General features: G+C 51.6%; 23 protein-coding genes. 6 read left to right on the top strand and 17 right to left on the bottom strand.

The annotated features are described in order from the left end of the window. Positions 1-126: 126 nt before the first annotated feature. Positions 127-1,212, top strand: a complete 1,086-nt coding sequence (locus tag OGY83_RS08910; RefSeq protein WP_286635716.1) for a malate/lactate/ureidoglycolate dehydrogenase — start codon at positions 127-129, stop codon at positions 1,210-1,212. 97 nt (positions 1,213-1,309) lie between these two features. On the opposite strand, the gene ybiJ is transcribed toward OGY83_RS08910, so the two are convergent. The 5 genes from ybiJ to mcbA all read right to left on the bottom strand — a co-directional run bounded on the left by ybiJ (position 1,310) and on the right by mcbA (position 5,773). Continuing rightward, entirely contained in the window at positions 1,310-1,570 is a 261-nt protein-coding gene (gene ybiJ / locus OGY83_RS08905) for a DUF1471 family protein YbiJ (RefSeq protein WP_079936844.1), read from the bottom strand. A gap of 301 nt (positions 1,571-1,871) precedes the next feature. Then, positions 1,872-2,138: a DksA/TraR family C4-type zinc finger protein gene (locus OGY83_RS08900; RefSeq protein WP_123268285.1), complete on the bottom strand. Its 267-nt coding sequence runs from the start codon at positions 2,136-2,138 to the stop codon at positions 1,872-1,874. A gap of 75 nt (positions 2,139-2,213) precedes the next feature. Further along, positions 2,214-2,891, bottom strand: coding sequence for a PKHD-type hydroxylase YbiX (gene ybiX, locus OGY83_RS08895; protein ID WP_079936842.1), 678 nt, complete (start codon positions 2,889-2,891; stop codon positions 2,214-2,216). Positions 2,892-2,934: 43 nt separating this feature from the next. Continuing rightward, a complete protein-coding gene (locus tag OGY83_RS08890; RefSeq protein ID WP_286635715.1) occupies positions 2,935-5,220 on the bottom strand; it encodes a catecholate siderophore receptor Fiu in 2,286 nt (761 codons plus the stop codon). A 292-nt stretch (positions 5,221-5,512) separates the two neighbouring features. Further along, positions 5,513-5,773 (bottom strand): DUF1471 family periplasmic protein McbA, encoded by a 261-nt coding sequence (gene mcbA / locus OGY83_RS08885; protein WP_003035239.1) that lies wholly within the window; start codon positions 5,771-5,773, stop codon positions 5,513-5,515. A gap of 210 nt (positions 5,774-5,983) precedes the next feature. Here mcbA and rlmF point away from each other — a divergent pair, with 210 nt between their 5' ends. Then, a complete protein-coding gene (gene rlmF / locus OGY83_RS08880) occupies positions 5,984-6,910 on the top strand; it encodes a 23S rRNA (adenine(1618)-N(6))-methyltransferase RlmF (protein ID WP_048226015.1) in 927 nt (308 codons plus the stop codon). Here rlmF and ybiO read toward each other — a convergent pair. The 6 genes from ybiO to rhtA all read right to left on the bottom strand — a co-directional run bounded on the left by ybiO (position 6,907) and on the right by rhtA (position 13,585). After that, the gene (gene ybiO / locus OGY83_RS08875; protein WP_286635714.1) at positions 6,907-9,144 is read right to left on the bottom strand and encodes a mechanosensitive channel protein; all 2,238 of its coding nucleotides are present in this window, start codon (positions 9,142-9,144) and stop codon (positions 6,907-6,909) included. The genes rlmF and ybiO overlap by 4 nt on opposite strands. Before the next feature lie 118 nt (positions 9,145-9,262). Next, complete coding sequence (gene glnQ / locus OGY83_RS08870) at positions 9,263-9,985, bottom strand: glutamine ABC transporter ATP-binding protein GlnQ (protein WP_003035246.1); 723 nt, start codon at positions 9,983-9,985, stop codon at positions 9,263-9,265. After that, complete coding sequence (gene glnP, locus OGY83_RS08865) at positions 9,982-10,641, bottom strand: glutamine ABC transporter permease GlnP (protein WP_003035248.1); 660 nt, start codon at positions 10,639-10,641, stop codon at positions 9,982-9,984. The genes glnQ and glnP overlap by 4 nt, the downstream gene beginning before the upstream one ends. 137 nt (positions 10,642-10,778) lie before the next feature. Further along, positions 10,779-11,525, bottom strand: coding sequence for a glutamine ABC transporter substrate-binding protein GlnH (glnH, locus tag OGY83_RS08860; protein WP_079936839.1), 747 nt, complete (start codon positions 11,523-11,525; stop codon positions 10,779-10,781). 365 nt (positions 11,526-11,890) lie between these two features. Continuing rightward, entirely contained in the window at positions 11,891-12,394 is a 504-nt protein-coding gene (gene dps, locus OGY83_RS08855) for a DNA starvation/stationary phase protection protein Dps (RefSeq protein WP_003035253.1), read from the bottom strand. 303 nt (positions 12,395-12,697) lie between these two features. Next, positions 12,698-13,585 carry a threonine/homoserine exporter RhtA gene (rhtA, locus tag OGY83_RS08850; RefSeq protein ID WP_286635713.1) on the bottom strand — a complete coding sequence of 296 codons (888 nt, stop codon included), beginning with the start codon at positions 13,583-13,585 and terminating at the stop codon, positions 12,698-12,700. A gap of 411 nt (positions 13,586-13,996) precedes the next feature. On the opposite strand from rhtA, the gene ompX reads away from it, so the two are divergent. Next, a complete protein-coding gene (gene ompX / locus OGY83_RS08845; RefSeq protein WP_003035257.1) occupies positions 13,997-14,512 on the top strand; it encodes an outer membrane protein OmpX in 516 nt (171 codons plus the stop codon). Between the two features lie 119 nt (positions 14,513-14,631). Here the strand turns inward: ompX and OGY83_RS08840 are convergent, their stop codons facing one another. Both OGY83_RS08840 and mntS read right to left on the bottom strand, forming a co-directional pair. Further along, the gene (locus tag OGY83_RS08840; RefSeq protein WP_286635712.1) at positions 14,632-16,212 is read right to left on the bottom strand and encodes a phosphoethanolamine transferase; all 1,581 of its coding nucleotides are present in this window, start codon (positions 16,210-16,212) and stop codon (positions 14,632-14,634) included. 276 nt (positions 16,213-16,488) lie between these two features. Then, on the bottom strand, positions 16,489-16,617 hold the full coding sequence (gene mntS, locus OGY83_RS08835) for a manganase accumulation protein MntS (RefSeq protein WP_003831584.1): 129 nt from the start codon (positions 16,615-16,617) through the stop codon (positions 16,489-16,491). Between the two features lie 186 nt (positions 16,618-16,803). Between mntS and mntR the strand changes: the two genes are divergently transcribed. Together mntR and OGY83_RS08825 are read left to right on the top strand one after the other, a co-directional pair. Beyond that, positions 16,804-17,277 (top strand): manganese-binding transcriptional regulator MntR, encoded by a 474-nt coding sequence (gene mntR, locus OGY83_RS08830; protein ID WP_003831586.1) that lies wholly within the window; start codon positions 16,804-16,806, stop codon positions 17,275-17,277. Then, entirely contained in the window at positions 17,274-18,383 is a 1,110-nt protein-coding gene (locus OGY83_RS08825) for an anion transporter (RefSeq protein WP_286635711.1), read from the top strand. The genes mntR and OGY83_RS08825 overlap by 4 nt, the downstream gene beginning before the upstream one ends. 64 nt (positions 18,384-18,447) lie before the next feature. Here OGY83_RS08825 and ldtB read toward each other — a convergent pair whose 3' ends face one another. After that, positions 18,448-19,368, bottom strand: a complete 921-nt coding sequence (ldtB, locus tag OGY83_RS08820; protein ID WP_079937011.1) for a L,D-transpeptidase — start codon at positions 19,366-19,368, stop codon at positions 18,448-18,450. Positions 19,369-19,600: 232 nt separating this feature from the next. On the opposite strand from ldtB, the gene OGY83_RS08815 reads away from it, so the two are divergent. After that, positions 19,601-21,193: an ABC-F family ATPase gene (locus tag OGY83_RS08815; RefSeq protein ID WP_286635710.1), complete on the top strand. Its 1,593-nt coding sequence runs from the start codon at positions 19,601-19,603 to the stop codon at positions 21,191-21,193. 78 nt (positions 21,194-21,271) lie between these two features. On the opposite strand, the gene OGY83_RS08810 is transcribed toward OGY83_RS08815, so the two are convergent. From OGY83_RS08810 to OGY83_RS08800, 3 genes are all read right to left on the bottom strand, one after another. Beyond that, a complete protein-coding gene (locus OGY83_RS08810; protein WP_123268281.1) occupies positions 21,272-22,534 on the bottom strand; it encodes a DUF1479 domain-containing protein in 1,263 nt (420 codons plus the stop codon). 152 nt (positions 22,535-22,686) lie between these two features. Beyond that, on the bottom strand, positions 22,687-23,502 hold the full coding sequence (locus OGY83_RS08805) for a Cof-type HAD-IIB family hydrolase (protein ID WP_286635709.1): 816 nt from the start codon (positions 23,500-23,502) through the stop codon (positions 22,687-22,689). 224 nt (positions 23,503-23,726) lie between these two features. Further along, entirely contained in the window at positions 23,727-26,159 is a 2,433-nt protein-coding gene (locus tag OGY83_RS08800; RefSeq protein WP_286635708.1) for a glycyl radical protein, read from the bottom strand. Positions 26,160-26,162 lie beyond the last annotated feature (3 nt).

Below are 26,162 nucleotides of genomic sequence, written 5' to 3'. Positions count from 1 at the left end.
GTCGGTTTACTCTTTTCGGCAATGTGAAATTTCTGCACGTTTATTGACCTCCAGAGCGCCGTGGCGCAGCATAGTTTGTTGAAAAATAAGAAACACAACAAACACGCGACACAACAGGAGATAACAATGAACAGTGGACATCGCTTCCATGTGCCAACGCTGCACGCCTTTATCCAGGCCGTTTTTCATCAGATGGGAAGCAATGATCAGGAGGCGCGGCTGGTGGCCGACCATCTGATAGCCTCTAACCTCGCCGGTCACGACTCCCATGGTATCGGTATGATCCCAAGCTATATTCGCTCATTCTCGCAGGGGCATCTGCAGATCAACCGTCATGCCAAAGTGGTAAAAGATGCGGGGGCGGTGATTACGCTTGACGGCGACTGTGCGTTTGGTCAGGTGGCGGCGCACGAGGCAATCACGCTTGGAATCGAAAAAGCGCGTCAGTACGGAATCGCTGCCGTGGCATTACATAATTCGCACCATATCGGACGCATTGGCTACTGGGCGGAGCAATGTGCAGCGGCGGGTTTTGTTTCGGTGCATTTTGTGAATGTGGTAGGGATCCCGATGGTCGCGCCGTTTCATGGCCGCGATAGCCGTTTTGGCACCAATCCCTTCTGTGTCGTATTCCCGCGTAAAAATACCTTCCCACTGTTGCTGGATTATGCAACCAGCGCTATCGCGTTTGGCAAAACCAGGGTGGCATGGCACAAGGGTGAGCCGGTAGCTCCGGGATGCTTGATCGATGCAGAGGGGGCTCCCACAACCGATCCTGCGGTAATGCAGGTTTCTCCGCTGGGGTCGTTGCTGACCTTTGCCGAGCACAAGGGGTATGCGCTGGCGGCGATGTGCGAAATTATGGGGGGGGCGCTTTCTGGCGGTAAAACCACACATGAAGAGAGCCTGCAGACTAGCGCGGACGCCATCATTAACTGTATGACCACCATTATTCTGAATCCGGAATTGTTCGGCGCGCCGGACTGCGACAAGCAGGTTGCGGCATTTGCTGAATGGGTGAAAGCATCTCCGCATGCTGAAGAGGCTCCAATCCTGTTGCCAGGGGAGTGGGAAGTCAATACGCGTGAGGAACGGCTGGAACACGGTATTCCGTTGGACGCCGGAAGCTGGCAGGCTATTTGTGACGCGGCACTGCAAATTGGGATGCCAGACGCCGTGTTGCGGGAATTTTGCCAGCGGCTGGAACAATAGGCAAAAAAAAGCCCGTCCAGTGGCGGACGGGCAAACAAAGGGTAACAAACAGGGTCAATGAGGGTTGGAGCATTGGGTCGTACAGGTAATCTTTCGGTTATTTATAGATAACCGCGGTGCCGCTCATTTTGTCTTTACCGACAGCGGAAGTGATGCTGTAACCAGATGCACCGGCAGCAGCCGCTTTCTCAGCCAGTTTTGCTTCCAGGCCATCCAGCGTGGTGGCGCCATCAGCAGAAACCACACCAATTTTATTCATGCTTTGTGCCTGAGTGGAGGAAACCGGCTCGGCAGCGAAAACGCCAAATGACAGGGTAGACAGGGCGATAGCAGCAACAGCATATTTAATGTTTTTCATGATTAATCTCTCGCAGGTTTGTTCTGTTAGTAAGTGTTCTGTTAAGAAGACGTTGTTCCGTCGATGTGATAAGTATCACGTTTTTTTTGGCGAGAGAAAATCGAATAGAATTGACGACATCAATCAAAAAAATTGAATGACAAATAACTTATTGAATATTAATAAATTCGAGTAAGGGATTTACAGTTCTTGTCATTGCGATTTACAGAGAAGACGACAACGGCACATTTTGCTACACAGAGTGCAAAAAAGCGTGCTCGTAAAGGAAAGCGTATGCGCTGAAACTTTAGGTAAAGATGAGTCAACGTAGCTGGCTGTCTTTCGAACCTCTGCGATTATATCCTGAAAATGATGAACTATGTGAATCTTTATCCTGTTGGCAAGTGATGCACAAGCGTACGCCAGGCACGGCCTCACGTCTGGCCTGAGGGATAGGATTGCCACATTCTTCGCATTCATACAGACTTTCCCCCGTCGGTAACTCACCGCGGGCGCGGGCAACAGCATCTTCAATAGTATTGTTGATCTGTTGGTTAACTGCGTCGTCATTTGCCCATCCGGATGCCATGTGTACCTCCTGCTGATGTCTACAGACTAAGTATAGCGAAGGTGATGGCTGAAAAACGACCATGCGCCAGCAGTATCAGATTTCAGACCATTCGCGCAGCAGGTTATGGTAAAGATTGAGTAATGACAGGATCTCGCTACTCTCCCCATGACGAGCCTTTAAAGACTGAATGTTTTTATCCAGCTCAAAAAGCATGGCGCGATTTTTGTCGTCACGGACCATCGACTGTATCCACATAAAGGATGCCACGCGAACCCCACGAGTCACCGGCGTGACGCAGTGCAGGCTGCTGGAAGGATAAAGCACCAGATCGCCTGCCGGAAGCTTCACCGCATGCTGGCCGTAGGTATCATTGACCAGCAGTTCTCCTCCTTCATAATCATCCGGGTTACTCAGGAATAAGGTTGCGGAAAGGTCTGTGCGCATCCAGCCGTTTTGCGGATGGCTACGCACCGCACCGTCAACGTGAAAACCGTAGGTCTCGTTGTCCTGGTAGCGATTAAACAGCGGTGTGGAGAGCGTTTTTGGTAGTGCTGCGGCGAAGAAAAGCGCGCTGTTATTTACCGCAGTCTGTACCGCCTGTTGTAAAACGCTGTAGCGTTCACTTTGCGTATTCACCTGCTGGTTGTTTTTCACCTGCGCCCCCTGAGCGCCGGTGGTTGCGCGGCCATCAACCCAGTCGGCAGCGTCCAGTTGTTCGCGAAACCAGGCTACATCCTGCGCCGACAGAACGCCGGGAATGTGGTACATCATCAGTGTTTCTCCTGAAAGTGGGGCTGACGCCCCACGCGATGGATCAGAAATGCATATTGGCGGTGAGCAGGAAAGTTCTTGGCTCGCCCGGATGATAACGGTATCCGCTCTTGTTTATGGAGGATACATAATCGGTGTCGAACAGGTTATAGACGTTCAACTGGAAATCGAGATTGCGATTCACGCGATAACCCAGTTTGGCGTCGGCGACCCAGTAACCTTCGGTGTAGGATGGCGTACCCACGGCTCCATCTGAACCACGATGCATACTGCCCACGTAGCGAGCGCCTGCGCCAACGGAGATATCATCAGTAGCCTGATACTGGTTCCACAGGGTGAACGCATGTTCCGGTGTATATGGCAGTGAAGAGGATCCATCCTGAGCAACGTTTTTGCCACTGTGGATGGTCGCGCGTTGCTGGGTGTAACCCCCAATAATCTGCCATGCGGGGGTGATGTTGCCTGCTACCGAGAGCTCGTAGCCTTCAACGCGTTTCTCTCCGTACTGGGAATAGGTACCGTCGTCGTTCTGCTCAACTTCATTCTCAATATCCGTGCGGAAAATTGCGGCGGTTAACAGCAGGCGCTTATCCAGCACCTCCCATTTGGTGCCGATCTCGCTGGTTTTTGCTTTCTGCGGTTTGAAATCGGTACGGTTCGCACTGTTACCGCTGCCGCCCTGAGCAAGAGCAAAGTTGCTGCCGCCCGGCGGTTGCTGAGAAACGGCATAGTTGATGTACACGTTACCGTTATCGGTCAGGTGATACAGCGCGCCCGCTTTCCAGTTCACCAGATTGCCTGATTTAGCAGTATCCACAGTGGTGACCGGGGAACCTTTGGCCACACCTGTCGGGCACGCGACTGCGCCGCGGCCGGAAGCGCCGCAAGCGGTGGCGCTATCATATTCAGTGCGGTAATTGTCGAGGCGAATACCACCGTTCAGCTCAAACTCACGGGTAATTTGTAGCGTATCAAAAGCGTACACACCGAAGGTATCTGTTTGCCCGTTAGCGTTGGCGCCGTTACGAGACAATCCGCCGATATTCACATTGCTGTCGGGGTGATAGATATTCACCGGTGGTGGGGTGATAGGCGCCACGCCATAGTTGGTTTGTGTTTCGCGCGTCAGCTCAACGCCGGTGCTGATGTCGTGACCGATGGATCCCGTGTAGAACTTTGAGGTCAGGTTGGTCTGGTTGGTCAGGATTTTATTGCTGACATCTTTGGTATTTGCCAGGCGTGACCAGGTCCAGGTGTCGACACTGCTGGTGGGTTGAGTGATGTTAGACGCGCCGCCCATCACCGCCGTCATCAGATAATCCTGTTTAATGCGCGACCAGCGGGTGGTGTTGCGAATAGTGGTGCTGTCGTTCAGATCATGTTCAAAACGCATCGTCGCGGTATCGGTTGTCGAATCGTCGTAATCTGAGTTGGTACCGTAGAAATTGTGCGTATCTACTTTGCCTGACTGATTCAGTGCAGAAGTCCCCGCAGAAGGCGCGGAATATCCCGGCAGGCCGATGGTAGGGATGCCGCCATCCGGCGTGTTGTGCTGGGTGACATGTAGATAGTTCAGGTACAGTCGGTTCTCAGTGCCTAAGCCAAAAGCGAGAGAGGGGGCCACACCGTAACGTTCATTCTTAACGTTATCGCGACCGGCATCATGCGTTTTTTCACCCATCAGGTTTAAACGTGCGGCGGTGGTCTCGCCGATGACCTGGTTAATGTCCAGCGTACCCCGGCGGAACCAGGCGCTACCGACGCTGGCCGATGCATCGATTCCTGAGTCGGTGCGCGGCTGTTTGCTGATCATATTGATAGAGCCAGTCGGTGCGCTACGTCCATAGTCGGTGCCGGAAGGACCTTTGATCACTTCCACCTGTTCGGTATTGAAGGTGTCGCGCGTGACGCTGCCAATATCACGTACACCGTCGATATAAATACTGTTCGAGGTATCCGCACCACGCATATAAACCGCGTCACCGGTGGTGGAGTTACCGTTCTCACCGGCGAAAAATGCGCCAACGCCCGGGACGTTTTTCAGCGCATCGGTCAGATTTGTTGCGCCTTGATCCTTAATCACCTGCTCAGAAATCACCGTTATGGTGCGGGTTGTATCCGCCACCGGGCGGGAGAATTTAGGGTCGGCAGACTGTGTTGGGGCGTACAGCGAAGGTTTGGCCGCTTCAACGACCAAAGTGTCTTCTTGTTTTTTATCCTGGTCGCCCGCAGCGACAGCCTGAGCTATCGGGGACAGACCAATGCACAGACCGGCAAAAAAAGTCAGTGAGTGGAAGCTACTGGACGGCAAGTTGCGATTTTTATCCATGTTAATGAGTGACTTATTATTTTTGGAGTGGACGATTTCACTCGCGCGAAGGGACATCTCTATGGATGTTATACCCTGCAGGCCTCGCGGAAATGAATGTGTAATTGATAATGATTTTGATAAGCATTGCTAATCAGTGCGACGTTTTAGCATTCATTACTTCAAAAATAAATACATTTATTTACATTGTATTCAAAATGCCAACATATTGATTACAATTTGAGCGGCAAATGAAGTGAACAGCGCACAGAAAACTGCATTCGGGATGAATGCAGTTGGGCTTAGGAAGGGGTTACTTATAGATGGTTGCGGTGCCGTACATCTGATTTTTACCGCCCGCAGAATTAACGACAAAGCCTTTTGCCCCTTGCTCTTTCGCTTTCTCTGCCAGCTTGTCTTCCAGGTCACTCAGGTTAGAGGCGCCGGTAGCGGATACTGTTCCGGAAGCTTGTAGCTGACCGGTAGCCGGGCTGGTGTATGGCTGTGCTGCAAAGGAGGCAAATGTCATGCCGGTAAGTACGGTAGCGGCAAGTAATGTGAGGCATTTCTTCATGGTGATGTCCTCTGAAAAACAACAGGTGTGCCTGATAAGTTTAGGTCGTTAGCGGATGACATTTACCGCAAAAAACTGGTGATGAACTGTCTGTTTTTTGAACAACACGCAAAGCGTCAAACAGGCGTAAAAAATCAAATTTCCTTGTTGTGTGTGTTTACCGCGTGGCGTTATGCGGGTATCTTACGCCGCTGTTAAAAGGAGAATGCTATGTCCGCCCAGAAACCGGGATTACACCCACGCAACCGCCACAATGGCCGTTATGATCTTGCGACTTTATGCCAGGTTACGCCCGAGCTGACGCAATTTCTCACCCTCACGCCCGGCGGCGAGCAGAGTGTTGATTTCGCGAATCCGCAGGCAGTAAAGGCGCTCAATAAAGCACTGCTGGCGCATTTTTATGCGGTGAAAAACTGGGATATTCCAGACGGTTTTCTGTGTCCGCCGGTGCCTGGTCGTGCTGACTACATTCACCATTTGGCTGACCTGTTGGGTGAAACCAGTGGAACCATTCCGGCAAATGCGAGCGTGCTGGACGTGGGAGTAGGGGCAAACTGTATTTATCCGCTGATCGGCGTACATGAGTACGGCTGGCGATTCACCGGCAGTGAGACCAGTAGCGAAGCGTTTAACAGCGCTCAGGCGATCGTCAACGCCAATCCGGGGTTAACCCGCGCTATTCGTCTGCGTCGCCAGAAAGATGCAACGGCAATCTTCAACGGCATCATTCACAAAAATGAGCAGTATGAAGCCACATTGTGTAACCCGCCATTCCATGATTCTGCGGCCTCAGCCCGCGCCGGAAGCGAACGCAAACGCCGTAATCTGGGCCAGGACAAAGATGATGCGCTGAACTTTGGCGGACAACAGCAGGAGCTGTGGTGTGAAGGCGGCGAAGTGGCGTTCATCAAAAAAATGATTGCCGAAAGCCAGGCCTTTGGCCGTCAGGTGATGTGGTTTACCACGCTGGTTTCGCGCGGTGAGAACTTGCCTCCACTGTATCACGCGTTAACGGATGCGGGTGCGGTGAAAGTGGTTAAGAAAGAGATGGCCCAGGGGCAAAAGCAGAGCCGCTTCATTGCCTGGACCTTTATGGATAACGATCAGCGTCGTCGTTTTATGGCGCGTAAACGTTAAAGCGTTGGCTCGGTTGGCGGTAGCGGTTCGCTTGCCGCCGGCGCTGGGCCATTCCCTGGTGCAGGCAACACTTGATACGTCTGTACCGGGGCGCGTATGTTGGCCAGATCGAAGTATTTCTTCACTTGGCTGTCGAGCGCGAAACGTACCGTCCACTGCTTCAGCGGCAAGGTGGTAAACGAGACCCGTAGCGTGAATGCCGTATTGGTTAATCCTACAATCCCGGCAAACGACGGCTCGCCGATAATCAGCCCGCGAATATCATCTTTTTCCATCACCGCAGCAACCGCGTCTTTCAACGCCTGATTCGCTTTATCCGCATCCTCATGACGGTCTACGTCGTAATTGGCGACGACAGATCCAATTCCACGCACAAAGTTGGCGAAGGTCGTTATCGATGACCAGGGAATGATATGGTATGCCCCGGTGTCCTGACGCACGCCCACAGAACGGATGGACATCCGTTCAACCGTACCGGTGAGTGGACCTATGGTCACCAGATCGCCGGTGTTCATGCCATTTTCAAACTGAATAAAAATCCCGGTAATAATATCTTTTACCAGCGTTTGCGAGCCGAAAGAGATAGCCAGCCCCAGCGCACCGGCCCCGGCCAGTAAGGGGGCGATATTGACGCCAATTTCCGACAGCACAATCATGATGGTGATCGTGCTGATGATTACCGCCAGAGCGTTGCGAAACAGCGTCAACAGGGTGCGTGTACGAGCGCTGGGGAGCGGACGGCCGTGAATATCGGAAGCCAGACGATTTTCAATCAGGCTGGCAAGGATCGTCCAACCGATGGCGGAGAAGAATAAAATCAGCGCGATACGGATCAGAATATCCACCGTTTTTTCTCCTGCGCCGTAATGCAGCCAGTTCCAGAAGTCGAACAGTCCCCAGGCATTCAGTAGCAGCATCACCGCAACGCACACCGTCAGGATCCTGGCCACGCTTAACGCCGTCGACAGCCAGCCATTCAGCCGCTTTTGTAGTTCCGGATAGCTGCGCTGGGTGTGAGGTGAAAGGGTAATAGTTTTGGCTATCCAGCGGGAAAACATGCCGGAAACAAAGGCGGCAATGCCAATGATTACCAGGCTGCGCAGCGTAGCACCCATCATGAATTTCAGGCTGTTGCCCGGATCAAACAGCGAAAAGAAAAACAGCACAATGAAATAGGCGCTGGCCAGCCAGTGCCATACCAGCGCAAAGGCGCGGATAAACAGGCTGAAAAAAGCTAACGATCTTTCCGCCAGATTCTGTAAATGTTGCGTTATCTCTTTCTTGTTTCTGAAAATCAGGTACAGCGCCCATAGCGTGATACACAGCATGATGATGACGTTGGCCATCGCGCCGACCTGCACGTTGACCTGATTGGAGATAATGGGAACGGCAACGATCAGTCCGTAACCAATCAAACTGCTTAATGAACTCAAACGTCGATTCCAGTAGCGCGCACCGGCATCCTGAATATTAAACGGGCGCAGTTCGGCCACCATTGGGCAAAATATCAGACGCAGAATGGCTTTGAAGAACTCAATCAGGGCGAAGGCATTGAGAAACAGGCTTTGCTGAAAGGCGATGGTGCGACTGCCAGCGTTCATTCTGTCGCTCAGTATCTGCCCGACAAACAATGTCAGCGCCAGCAGAAGCAAATCAATAATGAATGCGCCAACGATCATCGCCGGAAGCTGCAGCCAGTTGCTGCGTTCGCGGTTTTTGCGCCGCGCCCATTGCCCCATTTTGCGATACAGCGGCAGCGCGCACAGGCGAATCAGCCAGAAAAAACCGAACACTGACGCCGCCAGCATTAAAAAATGAGTCAGGGCATTAGTGAACGTTTGCGGGTTAAAGGTCTTGTGCGGTGCATCGGTAATATTGCGATAAAGCTGAGCAAAGCGGCTGGAGAGCGCCTCACCGTAGTGCCGGGTGACGTCCGTGACGTTTTCCAGCACCGTTTTTTCTTCCGTTAACGTGGGTGGGACAATGGTTGGCACCGGCTCGGCAGGGGGGGCAGTTGCCACTTTGCGTAACTGATCGATCAGTTCCTTCCGCGAGGTGTCATTTTCCAGCACATCAGCCAGTGCGCCGTAGGCCGCTTTCTTCTGTTCAACATCCGGCTCTTTTGCCGGGGCGGTTTGTGCGTTGGTTGACGTTGGCGTGGTGACGCCAGGTATCGTCACTGCCTGGGCCGGAAGACTCAACAGACAAACAAAGATGAACAGGATCCAGCGCATGACTCCTCCCATGAGAAAATAAATGCAAAAGGATAAGTATAGATGTCAGGGCGGGAGGGAATTGAAATGAGAGGATTCTGGTGAAAAACCTCCCTTCGGGCGAAGGGAGGTTGAGCTATCAGGAAACGTGCTGCAAGAATTCCTGTAAGCGTTGGCTGGGCGGATTTTCAATCAGGGCCTGCGGATTACCGTCTTCGGCAATACGTCCCTTATCAATGAAAATCAGGCGAGAGGCCACTTTTTCGGCAAAGCCAATTTCGTGGGTCACAATCACCATGGTCATCCCTTCTTCCGCCAGGTCTTGCATAACTTTCAGAACTTCATGGCGCAGTTCCGGGTCGAGTGCTGAGGTTGGCTCATCAAACAGCATCATTTTCGGTTTCACCGCCAGCGCACGGGCGATAGCCACACGCTGTTGTTGACCACCGGACAGTTCGGAAGGGTAGTGATGCGCACGTTCGGCCAGACCCACTTTCGCCAGCAGCTCTTTCGCCAGTTTCTCGGCCTGTTCTTTATTCGCCCCGCGTACGCGCTGCGGTCCGAACATGACGTTTTCCAGCGCCGTCAGATGTGGGAACAGGTAGAACTGCTGAAACACCATCCCGGCTTCCTGGCGGATTAAGCGCTCGTCTACCTTCGGATCGTTTACTTTCAGACCATCGACGATCAGATCGCCGGAGGTTATCTCTTCCAGTTTGTTAATGCAGCGCAGCAGGGTAGATTTACCGGATCCTGACGGCCCGATAATCACCACTACTTCACCCTGCTGAATGTTCAGGTCAATATTGTGCAGCACCTGGGTTGGACCAAAGTGCTTAGAAACGTTTTTAAATTCAATCACAGGATTTTCATCCTTCTTTCCAGACGACGCAGAATGAAGCTCAGCACCAGCGTAATGATCAGATAGAACACCGCAACGGCGCTCCAGATTTCCAGTGCGCGGAAGTTACCGGCAATGATTTCCTGGCCCTGACGGGTCAGTTCAGCGACGCCAATGACAATAAACAGCGAGGTATCTTTAATGCTGATGATCCACTGGTTGCCCAGCGGCGGCAGCATACGACGCAGCGCGAGAGGTAAAATAACGTGGCGGATAGTCTCTGTGCGTGAAAGTCCAAGCGCCAAACCGGCTTCGCTGAACCCTTTATGGATTGAGAGCACCGCACCGCGGGTGATTTCCGCAATATAGGCCCCGGAGTTGATCATGATGGTGACAACGGCGGCGCTAAAGGGGTCAATACGTAAATCGTTAAATGCCATTGGCAGAGCGAAGTAAATAAACATTACCTGCACAACGATTGGCGTACCGCGAATGACTTCGATAAACACCAGCGCTACGTGGTTGGCGATCCAACCGCCGAAAGTGCGCGCAAACCCTGCTGCAAGTCCGATTATCAGACCGCCAGCCAGACCGAGGACAGAGATCCACAGGGTCATTTTGGCGCCTTCAATCAAAAGCGGGATGGCGGGCCAGATGGCACTCCAGTCAAACTGCATATGTCGTTCCTGTTACCGTGGTGTAAATATTCAAATGCCCGTTTTGGCGGATGCGCTGTGCTTATCCGGCCTACAGGTCTCAAAAATCCAGGCGTAGGCCCGGTAAGCATCACGCCACCGGGCAACGCTACCGGTTATTATTTAGGTTCAGTACCGAACCATTTTTTGTAGATTTCGTTGTAAGTACCGTTCTCTTTCAGCGTTTTCAGCGCGCCGTTCACTTTCTCACGCAGGTCGTCGCTGCCTTTCGGGAAGGCGATACCGTACTGCTGGGCTTCCAGTGATTCGCCTACAGCTTTGAACTGACCATTGCCCGCTGTTTTGATGAAGTAAAGAATGTTTGGTGTGTCGTGCAGTACGGCGTCTGCGCGGTTGGTGCCCAGTTCCATATATGCGTTATCGATGTTCGGGAACTGGCGCAGATCTTTGGTTTTGATATTCGCTTTCGCGTAATCAACGGAACCGGTGCCGCTCTTAACCGCAACGACTTTACCATCCAGGTCTTTCACACTTTTCACGTCGTTGTTATTTGCTTTGACCATCACTAACAGACCACTTTTATAGTAGCCGTCAGAGAAGTCGATCGCTTTTTTACGCTCGTCGGTGATGGTGATACCCGCCAGAGCCAGGTCGATATTTTTGGTTTGCAGAGCCGGGATGATGCCGCTGAAATCCATTGGTTTCAGTTCATAATCCAGTTTCAGTTCTTTGGCCACGGCAGCCCACAGATCCACATCAAAACCAACGTATTTGTCACCCTGTTTGAATTCAAACGGTACAAACGCGGTGTCGGTTGCGACAACCAGTTTCTTGTCTGCGGCATTGGAGGATACCGCAAAAGCCAGGGTAAGTGCAGCCAGTGAAACTTTTAATACAGACTTCATAGGATTTCCTTTTATATCCACGGGGCGATCCCCTGCGAGAACATATGGCTTAATGAAAAAATCGTGCCAATTTTGCAACTCATTGTTTTAACAAGAGGGTGTCTCGTTTCTCTGCACAATAAGTAGGGCAAAGCGAGTAATCTGCACTGTTTTGGGGCACTCATTTGGTGCGAACCAGACGCGGTGCAAACGGTATGACTATTTAGCGTAAAAATTGTTGATAAAACAATCTTTCGTTAACGATTGTGTGAGGTGATTATTACAAATAATTTACTTTGGAGTGACGAATGATCAATGTTATGCACCATAGATGTGCAAAACCCCCGCCGGAGCGAGGGTTATATAGGTAATTCTTATGTCTGCTGTTACTCAATGTTGGCTTCGATAAACCACAGGAATTTATCGAGGTCGCGAGACGCTGCGGTAAAGATATCCGCGGTATCTTCGTCTTTTGCTTCGCTAATAGCTTTACGCACGCTGTTTGCAACTACGGCATAACGTTCGGCTAGCTCTTTTAAGTGGTCCTGTACGCTATGGATATCCAGCGGGTAACTTTTCAGAGGCGTTTTGCTATTAATAACCTGAGTTGTGCCCAGTGCCACACCGCCCAACTGTACGGCGCGTTCAGCCATGGTGTCGAGGTGATCGGTCAGAGCTGTACGGAAGCCATCCAGCATTTCATGTACCGCAATGAAGTTTGCGCCGCGCATGTTCCAGTGAGCCTGTTTGGTGATCAATGACAGGTCAATGAACTGGATTACTTGCTGATTCAGCAGTTCTACGGTCGCTTTCTTTTCGCTATCAGACACATCGTTGCGGGTATAAAGGAGGGCGGATGCTTTTGTTTTTACCAGTTTCGCGGTACTCATATTTTCATATCCTCTTGATATTTATGTCCCAACTCTTCAACGGAATTAAGTATAGCGCTAAATTTTGATTTTTGTTTCCGGTGTTGCCTATCACTTTAATAGCGAAGAAGAGGGTGAATATAAAATATCGAATAAAATCAATGCAATGAGTGTTTTGTTACTTACGTTGTGTTATTTTTATGTTAATTTTGAGATTAAATGAAATATGCGGATGAGAAAATTATATTTATTAGAATTATTATCACGCAGGTTTACAGTTGGATATTCTGCATGATTATGCAAACCATGCAGAATATTACGAGGTTAATTCACGTCGACTTGTTTTATTTGTGGTTCTTTACGAATAGTGAGCGTAGAGCCCATTGATGCAACGATAATGGCACCCAGAGCGAGCGTCTGGATAAGCGTCAGCGTTTCACCGAGGAAGATCATTCCGGAAACCGCTGCCAGCGCGGGTTCCATGCTCATCAATGTACCGAAAGTACGCGTAGGCAGGCGCGTCAACGCAATCATTTCCAGTGAATAGGGAAGCGCAGTTGAGAGGACTGCAATGGCCAGGCCTGATGGCAGAATGGACCAGTGCCACAGGGCATCTCCGGCCTGGAGTGCGCCGATGGGTACAAATACCAGTGCTGCAATGAATGACCCTACTGCGACGGTTGCCGGGCCGTGTTCCGCCCCGGCTCGCTGCCCGGTAAGAATATAGATGGCCCAGCAGGCGCCAGCCCCCAGCGCCAGCGCTGCGCCGGTTAAATCCACGTGAGAAACGTCCTGACCTAACGGCAGCAGGAACCAAAGCCCGAGTACTGCCAACGCAACCCAAATGAAATCCACCGGGCGTCGGGATGAAAACAGCGCTACCGCGAGCGGGCCGGTAAATTCCAGCGCCACGGCGATTCCCAGTGGGACGGTTTGGATAGACAGGTAGAAAAGGTAGTTCATCCCGCCCAGAGACAGGCCATAAAACAGTAGCGGCAGGCGTTGTTCTTTGGCGAACCGTAAACGCCAGGGCTTAAAGAAAGCGATAAGAATGAGCGTGCCCAGCGCAAGGCGCAGCGCGGTAACGCCCGGCGCACCGACGAGTGGGAACAAAGATTTTGCCAGTGATGCTCCGCTTTGAATGGAGGACATAGCAATAAGCAAAACCAAAATAGGCAACCAGACTGGCGCTTTACGTGACAACCCCGGCATCCTTTCTCCTGTCAAATGATGATTACACGTCTCCATCTGTGCCACGCTTCAGCATTGTTACGACGCAGATGACTTTATGTATAGAAAAGTAAAACAGCGAGTGTAATGGAATTACGCTCAACTGGTTGAGTATTCGTTGAAAAAAAAATTGCTCAGTTCCGTACAATGGCATGAAAATGATGGATTAATAATCTGTGTGATTAGGAATGTTCTGGATGAATGTGCCATATTGTGCGCGCAATAATGGTATTTTCAGTTGAAAAAGTGATGTTAATTGAAAGAGATAGCGGGTTTTTGAAACGTTCTGTTACATGAAAGACACCGTTAGACATCGCGAATCGCAAAGAGTTTCCCATCAATTTTTGGTATATTTAAAACTTAAGATTTACTTGAAGCACATTTGAGGTGGTTATGAAAAAAATTGCATGTCTTTCAGCACTGGCCGCTGTTCTGGCTTTCTCCGCAGGTACTGCTGTAGCTGCTACTTCTACCGTTACCGGTGGTTACGCTCAGAGCGATGCTCAGGGCGCAGCGAACAAAATGAACGGTTTCAACCTGAAGTATCGTTACGAGCAGGACAACAACCCGCTGGGTGTTATCGGTTCCTTCACTTACACTGAAAAAGATCGTACCGATGCTTCTGGCGACTACAACAAAACCCAGTACTACGGCATCACTGCTGGTCCGGCTTACCGTCTGAATGACTGGGCAAGCATCTACGGCGTAGTGGGTGTTGGTTACGGTAAATTCCAGAACGCAGCATCCCCGGCTGACAACCACACCACCAGCGACTACGGTTTCTCTTACGGTGCTGGTCTGCAGTTCAACCCGATCGAAAACGTTGCTCTGGACTTCTCCTACGAGCAGAGCCGTATTCGTAGCGTTGACGTTGGCACCTGGATTGCTGGCGTGGGTTACCGCTTCTAATCACTTCGGTGATATGAAAAATCCGCCTCTTGGGGCGGATTTTTTTTGCCTGTAATCCTGGAAGGAAGTTCGTCGAGATCGGATAAGACACAGTGCGTCTTATCCGGTTTACAAGAGTATTATTTGGTTGAGAAAATATCGGTGCCCAGATGGTTGTAGTCCACCTTCTGCAGTTTGAAGTTGGTGATGTACACCGGCCCGGCCTTTTTCTCTGAGATAAAGCGGTAGCTGTTGGTAATTTCTTTTGCGCTGATCCCTGTCCACTGCGAGAAAAAGCTGAGGAAATCATTGGCGGAGCGACGGGCTTTAATTACCCGATGCGCTTTATCATCGCTCGACAGCACCATGAAAGGCACCTGGAAGTTCTGCTGGAACTGATCGTCATGCGCCAGGTACTGCACCTCTTTTCCCCGCTCTTTAAACGCGAGGCCATGATCGGAGAAATAGACCATCGAGAAGCTATTACCGCTGTTACGTAACTGCTCGTAAAGCTGGCGCAGCAGGTCATCCGTCTGCGTCATGGTGTACAGATAGCAAGATGTCTCTTTTGACTGGACGAAAGTCTCGTATTTACCCTGCGTTCGGTCGCAGGCCTGCGGATGCGAGCCCATTAAATGCAGTACGATGAGCTGTGGCTGAGTGCGCTCGGTTGCCAGCACCTGGGCAGTCATCTTCAACAGCGCTTCGTCACGGGTATTTTTATCCGCTTCGAAGTCACCGCTTTTGAGGAACTGAACTTCATCAGCTCGCTTCGCAATACTGGCGATGGCCGTATCGTATTCACCAATCTGTCCCTGATTGGAAAACCACCATGTCTGGAAACCTGCACGGTTAGCCAGTGTGACAAAGTTATCCTGGAACTGGGGTTTATTATCCACCACCCGATTAAGCGTTAAGCCAAGCGATTTTTGCGTTGAACCGCTGGCAGCAATGTAATCCGCGAAGAAATAACCGTTAACGGAGCTGGCAAACGGGGTGTTATCCCAGTGACCGCCAAACGCGCCTAACGCATCGCGGCGTGCGCTTTCACCGATCACCACGACATAGGTGTGATACTTCGGTTTAACGGCGGTTACCGTCCAGCTGTCTTTCACGCTCGACAGTTTCGCCATACGCTCTTGTTCGTCGAGCACTTCGTTGTTATTGACGATAACGTCCTTGGCAAAACGGAAAACCGGATAGCCAGTATCTTTCAGCTTGAACACGCCGCCCCAGGCCAGGTTTTGTACCGGGGTAACAAAGAATGCGACAACGCTAAACAGCAAACAAATACTGTCGAATTTATTCCAGTTGCGCTGTTGTATTTCTTTTTTACGGCGTACGGCGATAACACCAAGAGCAAAAATAAATACCCCAACCAGATAACTGTACCAGGGGAAGATAGTCAGGATCTCGGTTGACTCTTCCATATTGGTTGAGTGCAGCGCCAGCAAAGTATTGAAGTTCGGTGAGCCGTAAGCCTGGCCGAACGGAAAGTACATTGCCGCAATGAGTGAGCAAATGCCAATCAGTGCTTTCTGCGCGCGCGGCGCGCTACGCCACAGCAGCATCAATATACAGGTGAAAGCAACGCTATAGAGCAGGCTAAGCGGGTAGCCCAGTGCAAGGTTGATCAGCAGAGACTGTAAGAAATAGAGGCCAGTCCACGGACTAATTGCCCGGCTACGAGCAATGATTGAATCTTTGAGGGTTAAATTCATATGCCACTGTTACAAAAACGCCATGTGCTTACCCTGGCGCTAAGGGTCATTGCCTGCCTGAGAGAGCGAGAAGAGGGATAGGGTCCGCATCCGCGAGCCGCAATATACGCAGGGCTGCGAAAAGATAGAGTGTGCGCAAGAGAAGGTCAACTACTACAAAGAAATTGTTTTGCGAGGGACGTGGCAAAACTGACAAAAAGAAGGGTTATTGAGACGAAAACCACCACCGTACCCAAATGACGGCAGGAAAATGAAGCGGCGTACCGCGACGCCGCATTATTTTTCTGAAGGTTTATCCTGCTCTGGTTTGCTGTTAATCATGTCACACAGCATAGAGATCAGCATCAACCGTACTTTAAAGGGAGAGTGGCTAAACACGCGTATACACCTCTTAAATTCATTCATGTAAACCTCCTGACTTCACGATCCCATCAGTCCTTGAGGGATGTCTTTATTATATACAGATATAGCACAGGCTATATTATATAGCTATTGCTAAAACGTTAATTTTTTGTGCCCACGCAACTCTGGTTTACAATGAGCGCTCTCTAATCAGATGCCGTTAACGCGTCACAGTAACGAGGAAGCAGAATGAGTCGTCGCGCAGGTATGCCAACAACAAAAAAAGTGACGCAATTGGTGAATGTCGAAGAACACGTTGAAGGGTTTCGTCAGGTCCGTGAGGCGCATCGCCGTGAGCTGATTGATGACTACGTAGAGCTGATTTCCGATCTCATTATTGAGGTGGGTGAAGCGCGCCAGGTGGATATGGCCGCGCGACTTGGGGTTTCCCAGCCGACGGTTGCCAAAATGCTTAAGCGCCTTGCTTCAGTCGGATTGATTGAAATGATCCCCTGGCGTGGGGTGTTCTTAACTGCAGAAGGTGAACGACTGGCCCAGGAGAGCCGGGAACGTCATCAGATTGTGGAAAACTTCCTGTTGATGTTAGGCATCAGCCCGGAAATTGCCCGTCGTGATGCGGAGGGGATGGAGCATCACGTCAGTAAGGAAACGCTGGAGGCTTTTAGCCGGTTTACGCAACAGCAAGGAACTGGCTCTGAATGAGTTTTCCTTTACTGCGTGCCTTACAGCGCGACCGCTTTTTCCAGTTATTAATCATCGTCGGGGTTGTACTAAGCCTGTTCACGCCATTTACGCCCCGGTCGTGGCCAGGGGCGATTGACTGGCACACGATCATTACGCTTAGCGGTCTGATGTTACTGACCAAAGGCGTGGAGCTAAGCGGTTATTTCGATGTGTTAGGGCGCAAGATGACCCGCCGCTTCAAAACAGAGCGCCAGTTGGCGATATTTATGGTGCTGGCGGCGGCGTTGTTGTCGACGTTTCTGACCAACGACGTTGCGTTGTTTATTGTTGTTCCGCTAACCATCACCCTGAAAAAATTATGTGCCATTCCAGTGAATCGCCTGATTATCTTTGAGGCGCTGGCGGTAAACGCCGGATCGTTGCTCACGCCAATAGGCAATCCACAAAACATTCTGATGTGGGGACGCTCAGGCTTATCGTTTACCGCGTTTACCTGGCAAATGGCACCGCTTGCGGGGGCCATGATGCTGACGCTGGTGGTGCTGTGCTGGTTCAGTTTCCCGCATAAAGCGTTGCACTATCATACCGGTACGCGCGCGCCTGACTGGCAACCGCGCCTGGTATGGAGCTGTCTGGCGTTGTATATCATTTTCCTGGCGGCGCTGGAGTTAAAGCAAGAGCTGTGGGGCCTGGCGATTGTGGCGGCAGGTTTCATGGTGCTGGCTCGCCGCGTGATCCTCAGCGTGGACTGGACGTTGCTGTTGGTGTTTATGGCGATGTTCATTGATGTGCATTTGCTGACGCAGCTCCCGGCCTTGCAGGGGATTACCCACCAGATTGGCACGCTCTCAGCGCCGGGGCTTTGGTTAACCGCCATTGGCCTGTCGCAGTTTATCAGTAATGTGCCCAGTACGATTTTGCTGCTGAACTACGTCCCGCCAACGCTGCTGTTAGCCTGGGCGGTCAATGTAGGCGGCTTCGGGCTGTTGCCGGGATCGCTGGCGAATCTCATTGCGTTACGGATGGCAAACGATCGACGGATCTGGTGGCGTTTTCATTGGTATTCGGTGCCGATGCTGATATGGGCGGTGCTGGTGGGGTATGGTTTGTTGTTATTAATGTAATAACGGCATTGAGGCAATAAAAAAGGCGGATGAATCATCCGCCTTTTTCGTTTTAGGTATGTGCTTAGTTCAGACGAACCGGCATACCTGAACGGTTCTGTACCGCCTGCTCAACGACGGCCTGATCGACGTCAGACTGGCCGGTGATGCTGGTAATGCTCTTGTTCAGGGTAATCGGTACGATTTCTCCGCCTTCGAACTGTGCCTCAGTCGTAGACAGCGGGTTATGTACTTCGATGTAACGGCTGCCGTCTGGTTCGGTAGTGGCTTTTACCGGCTCATCAATAAACTGTACACGGGTGCCGACCGGAACATTTTCAAACAGGAATTTGATGTCGTCGTTACGCAGACGCACGCAACCGTGGCTGACACGTAAGCCAACGCCGAAGTTAGCATTGGTGCCATGGATTGCATACAGGCGGCCGATATACAGCGCGTACAGTCCCATCGGGTTATCCGGACCCGCCGGAACAACGGCTGGCAGCGGCTCGCCTGCAGCGCGGTATTCCGCATGCATTTTCGCCGTTGGCGTCCAGGTTGGGCCCGCTTTTTTACGTTCTACTTTGGTGGTCCAGTTGATTGGCGTGTCTTTGCCCAACTGGCCGATACCGATCGGCAGAACAATTACGGTGTTGGTGCCTTTCGGGTAGTAGTACAGGCGCATTTCAGCGCTGTTGATAACAATACCTTCATGCACGGTATCCGGCAGGATCAACTGCTGAGGAATGTTCAGCACGGTGCCGCCTTTCGGCAGGAAGGTATCCACGCCCGGGTTGGCTTCCAGCATGTTAGACAGACCCATCTGATACTCTGCCGCATAATACTCCAGCGGTTGGGTGTTGCCTTCAGGAATAGTAATGACCTGGTTTTGGCCAATTAAACGACTACCATCGGTAGGCAGCGGGTACGTGACGGCTGAAGCGGTATTACAAAAACCAACTATTGCGAGTGCCGCCGCGAAAAGCGTTGTTAATTTCATATTCATCTTCATGTATGCGAGATTCAGTGCCAGGCAGGCTAGTGGGTTGAGATTTATGTAGTGTTGGGCACGCATTATATGTGCAATCTGAGCAACAAGGAATTCGGATGTGTACTAAATCACATTTTTTTCCTTTTGGTTTCACTTTTACCCTTCCGCATGAAGACGCGATCTTCTTGCAAACTTATGGCATAATAAGCGGTTTGTCACATATTTCTTTCTCTTTCAGGATACGCCAGTGTTAGTTTCCAGCAACGTCACCATGCAGTTCGGCAGTAAGCCGCTGTTTGAAAATATTTCCGTCAAATTTGGCGGCGGCAACCGTTACGGCCTGATTGGCGCGAACGGTAGCGGTAAATCCACTTTTATGAAAATTCTCGGCGGCGACCTCGAACCGACGCTGGGTAACGTTTCCCTCGATCCTAACGAGCGCATTGGTAAGCTGCGCCAGGATCAGTTTGCCTTTGAAGAGTTCACCGTGCTTGACACCGTGATCATGGGTCACGCTGAACTGTGGGAAGTGAAGCAGGAGCGCGATCGCATTTACGCTCTGGCCGAGATGAGCGAAGAAGACGGCTATAAAGTGGCTGACCTCGAAGTTCAGTATGGCGAAATGGACGGCTACTCTGCGGAAGCGCGTGCGGGTGAACTGCTGCTGGGCGTAGGTATTCCGGTAGAACAGCATTACGGCCCGATGAGCGAAGTTGCGCCCGGCTGGAAGCTGCGTGTGCTTCTGGCGCAGGCGCTGTTCTCTAACCCGGACATTCTGCTGCTCGATGAACCAACGAACAACCTGGATATCGACACCATCCGCTGGCTGGAGCAGACGCTGAACGAGCGTGACAGCACCATGATCATCATTTCGCACGACCGTCACTTCCTGAACATGGTCTGTACGCATATGGTGGATCTGGACTACGGTGAACTGCGTGTTTATCCGGGTAACTACGACGAATACATGACGGCGGCAACCCAGGCGCGTGAACGTCTGCTGGCCGATAACGCCAAGAAGAAAGCACAGATTGCCGATCTGCAATCCTTCGTCAGCCGCTTTAGCGCCAACGCGTCTAAATCTCGACAGGCGACTTCTCGTGCGCGTCAGATTGATAAGATTAAGCTCGACGAAGTGAAAGCGTCCAGCCGTCAGAACCCGTTCATCCGCTTCGAACAGGATAAGAAACTGTTCCGTAACGCGCTGGAAGTGGAAGCGCTGGCGAAAGGTTTTGATGAAGGCCCGCTGTTTAAAAACTTCAACCTGCTGCTGGAAGTAGGGGAGAAGGTTGCCATCATTGGTGCCAACGGCGTGGGTAAATCTACCATGCTGAAAACATTGGTTGGCGACTTGCAGCCGGACAACGGTACCGTTAAGTGGTCTGAAAACGCCCAGGTCGGTTACTACGCGCAGGATCACGAATACGAGTTCGAAAACGATCTGACCGTTTTCGAATGGATGAGCCAGTGGAAACAAGAAGGCGACGATGAGCAGGTAGTACGTAGCTTCCTTGGTCGTCTGCTGTTCAGCCAGGACGATATCAAGAAACCTGCAAAAGTGCTCTCCGGTGGTGAAAAAGGACGCATGCTGTTCGGTAAGCTGATGATGCAGAAACCGAATATCCTGGTCATGGATGAACCGACCAACCACCTGGATATGGAATCTATCGAGTCGCTGAACATGGCGCTGGAAATGTACCAGGGCACGCTGATCTTCGTTTCTCACGACCGTGAGTTCGTCAGCTCGCTGGCAACCCGCGTGATTGAAATTACGCCGGAACGCGTAATCGACTTCACCGGTAACTACGAAGATTACCTGCGTAGCAAAGGCGTCGAATAATTATCCCGTCCTTCTCGTGTTACAGGTGTGATGGTTGCACCTGTAACACGAGATACTTAGGGATAAGGGTATATAAAATCAAACAATCCCCAGCGCGCGTTTACCGTGGATATTCAAATCCTCCAGCGTGAAGCGTCCTTCCCAGTTTGTTTCGTAATCCTCCCGCGGGAAATCACCCGGCGACGCGCCTTTTTCCAGCGCGGCCTTCACTTTGTGGGCGTAAGCCAGATTCTTTTCGCACATCGGGGCGGCAGGGATGTACATCACGTTACCCCAGCCCTGCTGATTTTCCACCGGTGCGACGGAGTGGATCACATCACAGTGCCACCAGACGGAGTCTCCGGCGTCCAGTTGTGGAATGCTGGTTAACGCTTCAATCAGTAGCGGATGCCATTGCGCGGAAATCGGCAGCACTCGGCCAGGCGCTACGCCGCAAAGTTCATCTTCCGGCACATCGTCAAGCAATGGGCGTAACAGCACATACGCCATCGCTTCAGGAATAGGGACCACGTGCAACAATCCCTGACCTGGCAGCATATCGGACAGTGCAGTCCAGCCCTGGAAGGTACGGAATACCGAACATTTGGTGGTGTTATCCACCGTGTACTCTTCTACTTCAGTGCGATGTGCCGCCTGCCACGGATCGTAATCTTCCAGCTTGCCATTGAAAACATGAGCAAAGACCTGCTGATATGCCGGAAGAAGCCAGCGTTCCAACGCGCCGGAATCCGTATGCGCGCCCAGCCCTTTGGACGTGGTTCCCGGCGGTCGACGGCGAATACGGTCAGGGTAAATAACGCTGACATCCGGGTTAAACCATTGTTTACCTTCGCTAGTAAAGGTCCACAAACGATTGAGGAACGACTGTGCATTGGCCATTTCTTCACTCTGGCGGGCCTGCATCTGCGCCTGGGACCAGTAGATGGGGTAGATTTCAGGCCGTGATGCGCTCAGAGTACCGAAGAAATTATCGCCGGGTCCTTTATAGACGTCGTCAAAGTGGTTGCGGTCCAGATAGTCCAGCATTGAGCTGTCCCAGCCGAGAGCCTGTTCGCGAGGGAAATGACCTTTAATGACTGCGCATCCGCGACGCTTAATTTCTTCACGCTGCTCTGCATTTACGTGGCCCGCTTTGATATCTGCATAAGATATCACTGGCCATACCGGGGCTCCCTGCGCTTTGAGGGCGTTGATTTCCGCCACGCGGGTGGCGATAGCGTCGCTCAACTGATTGAAGATCAACTGAACATCCCCAAGCTGTGCCCGCAGTTGCTGTTTCATCTGCCGGATTGCCGCTTTGTGATCGGCGGGCAGCGTGTCGCTGGTAAAAGTAAAAGCCATATCCACCTCGCATTAACTTTCATTCGAAACTAATTTAACTTACAGATGATAATATAAGTTAAAATTTAGTTAACGCAAGTTTAAAATTTGATGGAGTGAGCAAAATAGAAAAGGAGTGAAAACCGGGATGAGGGATACCCCGGTTGGCAGGGTTAGACGTTAAAAGGAGAGGTGTTATCCAGCACTGCCTGAATTACGTTCAGCGCGCCCTGATGGTTGTTGTCGTCGGTCTGAAAGCGGGCAATCGCTTTGATACTCTCTGCCGCGTTGGCCATGGCGAAAGAGTAGTGCGCCATTTTCAGCATTTCCGCGTCGTTGCCGCTATCGCCAATGGCGACTACGTTTTGCGGTGACAGGTTCCAGCGTTTAAGCAGGCGGCTGATCCCGTTGGCTTTATGTAAGCCCGGAATGATCAGATCGATAAACCCGAAGCCGCTGGTGACGGGCTTCATAATGCCATCCAGCGCAGCATGCAGGTGATTGATAACCAGTGGGATTTGTTGGTCCGGTAAATTTAGCGAGAACTTGAACAGCACATCGTCGATATCCTGATAATCCTTTACGGGCTTCAGGCGATGGTAGTGTTTTGACATCAACGCGACAAAGGACTCCGGCGCATTTTCGCTAACGTAAGCGCTTTGCAGCCCACAAGCCACAAAGTTGAGCTGCTTATCTTTTAGTAGTTCACCAATGACAATGCGGGATTCGTGGCGGGTTAGCTCGCCGTAAAACAGCTGTTTACCATGTTCAAAAACTAACGCCCCGTTCTCGGCGACAAAGGAAATTTCCTCTTTGAGCTCCGGGAAAAAGGAGATCAGCTGGTAATACTGGTTGCCGCTGGCCACGACAAATTCAATATTTCGTTTTTTCAGTTCCTGATACTGCGCCATAAAACGTGCACGATCGTATTTCTTGGCGTCGTCGAGAAAAGTTCCGTCCATATCGGTGACGATAACTTTGATGGTCATAAAGATAGGCTCCTGGCGATTACTGCAACCAGAAACATTCTAATAACAATGTGACCTGTAGCACAAATTTAATTTCGAATGAAAGTAAAAAGCCGGGCGGTAGCTTCGCCTTACCCGGCTAAGGGGAGAGTCGTTGTAGGCCGGATAAGCGTCAGCGCATCCGGCAATGGGGAGGGTAGCGTGCCGGATGGCAGTGTGGAATCTCATCCGGCCAACAATATTGCTTACAGCATATGTTCAGTACGCGCGATGATGTCGTCTTGTGCATCCGGAGACAGCGCGGTGAAGAAGGCGGAATAGCCTGCGACGCGCACCACCAGGTCACGATATTGATCCGGGTGTTTTTTGGCTTCCAGCAGCGTTTCACGGGACACGATGTTGTACTGAATATGCCAGCCTTTGTGCTCTTCAAAGAAGGTACGCAGCAGGATCATCAGCTTTTGTTTATCTGATTCATTTTCCAGCGTGGCCGGATTGAGCTTCTGATTTAACAGCACGCCGCCGAGAATCGAACCGGTCGGCAGTTTACCCACCGAGCCAATTACCGCCGTTGGGCCGAGATGGTCCGTACCGGAAGCCGGGCTGGCGCCTTCTGCCAGCGGAGTGTGCGCTTTACGGCCATCCGGCGTTGCCATCGTTGCTGCACCAAACGGCACGTTTGCGGAGATAGACGAGGTGCCGGCGTAGTAATTGCCGCCAACCGGGCCACGTCCGTAACGCGGATTATGATACTGTTTCAGTTCATCGATATAGGTCTGATAAGCGCGGGCCAGCAGCGTATCAACGCTATCGTCATCGTTGCCGTATTTCGGCGCGCCGTTGATTAGTCGTTGGCGTAACTGCTCATGGGTCAGACCGTCAAAATCATCGGCCAGCGTGGCGGCCAGTTGTTGTTGACCGATAGCGCCCTGTTCAAAGACCAGTTTCTTCACTGCTGCCAGGCTGTTACCGAGGTTGGCAATACCCACCTGCAAACCTGATACCCAGTCGTATTTCGCGCCGCCTTGCTTAATGCTTTTCGCCCGCTCAATGCAGTCGTCTACCAGCGCGGAGCACAGAATATCGTGCACGTTCTCTTCCAGCATGGTGTCGACGACATACTCAATTTCGATGGATTTACGCGTGTAGTAGCGGATCTGCGTATCCCATGCTTCCATTACTTCGTCGAAATTGTTGAAGTTACCAGCCGAGAGCGCTTTTTCCTGTGGCAGAAAGACTTTGCCGCTGGTGGCATCGCGCCCACCTTCCAGTGCCGCCAGCATCACGCGGGCAAAGTTAATAAAGCTCATGCCGGTGCAACGGTAGCCCCATTTCCCGCCAACGGCGGTTTCGATACACCCAATGGCCGCATAGTCATAGGCATCCTGAGGTTCAATGCCCAGCTTAATGAATTCTGGTATGACGATTTCATCGTTGTTAAAGGCAGGCATCCCGAAGCCGCAGCGGATCACCTGCACGCAGGCATCCAGGAAGTCATTACTCATCCCTGCGTGATAACGCACGCTCAGGTTTGGCTGCGTAGAACGCAGACGGCCGCAGGACTCCAGAATCGCGTAGGAGAGCGGGTTGACGGCATCCATCGGCTGGCCGTTGACCAGATTTTGACCACCAATGGTCACGTTCTGATACAGCGGGCTGCCCGCTGAGGCTTTCGAATGGGAGCCGGAGCGGATTTTGTTCACTTCCAGCAGTTTCAGCCAGCAGCTGTGCAGCAGCTCAATGGCGTGCTCGCGATCCAGACTCTGGTTCAGTTCGACGTCGCGACGATAGAACGGGTAGAGGTATTGATCCATACGACCAAACGACACCGAGTGACCGTTTGATTCAATTTGCAGGATCAGCTGGATGAAATAGCACAACTGCAACGCCTGCCAGAACGTTTTTGGCGGCTCATGGGCGATCACATCGCAGTTTTCCGCCATGGTCAGCAGTTCATCACGACGACTGGTGCGGGTTTCCGTGGATGCCATTTTACGCGCCAGCGCGGCAAAGCGCTCAATGTGCAGACTGACGGCTTCCAGCACGATATCAATCGCTTTCAGGAACTGATCGCCATGGAGATCGTCCAGACACGTCAGATTGATACGGGAGCGACGTTCATCAACTTTGTGACGCAGACCATCAAGACCTTTTTCCAGCAGTAGCGGGAAGTTTACCGCCAGGTGTGCATCGCCGGAGGTCATGTTACCTTCGGCTTTGATAATGCCGGTTTCCAGCAGCCCTTTCTGTTCGTCGGTAAACATCCCGTAGCAGCGATCCTGCACGGTCTGACCACGCCACCATGGGCACACCTCGTGCAACACGCGTTTGTTCTCTTCGCTTACCGCAAAGCCTGCACCTGGTCTGTCGGCGAGGTCGTCGATCTCTTTTTCAATCCAGGAGACGGTGTATTCCGGGAAGATAGGCGCGGCACGCACTTCGCTTGCCTGGTTACCAATGATCAGTTCGTCATGTTTGATCCAGATGGTGCGTTCCGCCAGATGATGGGCCAGTGCCAGTGCGCGACGTACCGGGATAGGCTTATCCAGGTGTTGCTGATACATCTCGGTATAGTGCTGGGCGCGCTCGGTACAAACCGGCGGCTTCACGATGTGGATCAGGGCCGTTTTATGCGCTTTGATACGGTCGCTGAGTGTATCCAGTTTCAGAGTGGTCATGGC

Origin of the sequence: Citrobacter sp. Cpo090 (assembly GCF_030332665.1) — a bacterium.
Taxonomy (GTDB): domain Bacteria; phylum Pseudomonadota; class Gammaproteobacteria; order Enterobacterales; family Enterobacteriaceae; genus Citrobacter; species Citrobacter portucalensis.
Note: the sequence above shows the minus strand (reverse complement) of the source record. Positions and strands in the feature narration are given on the sequence as shown.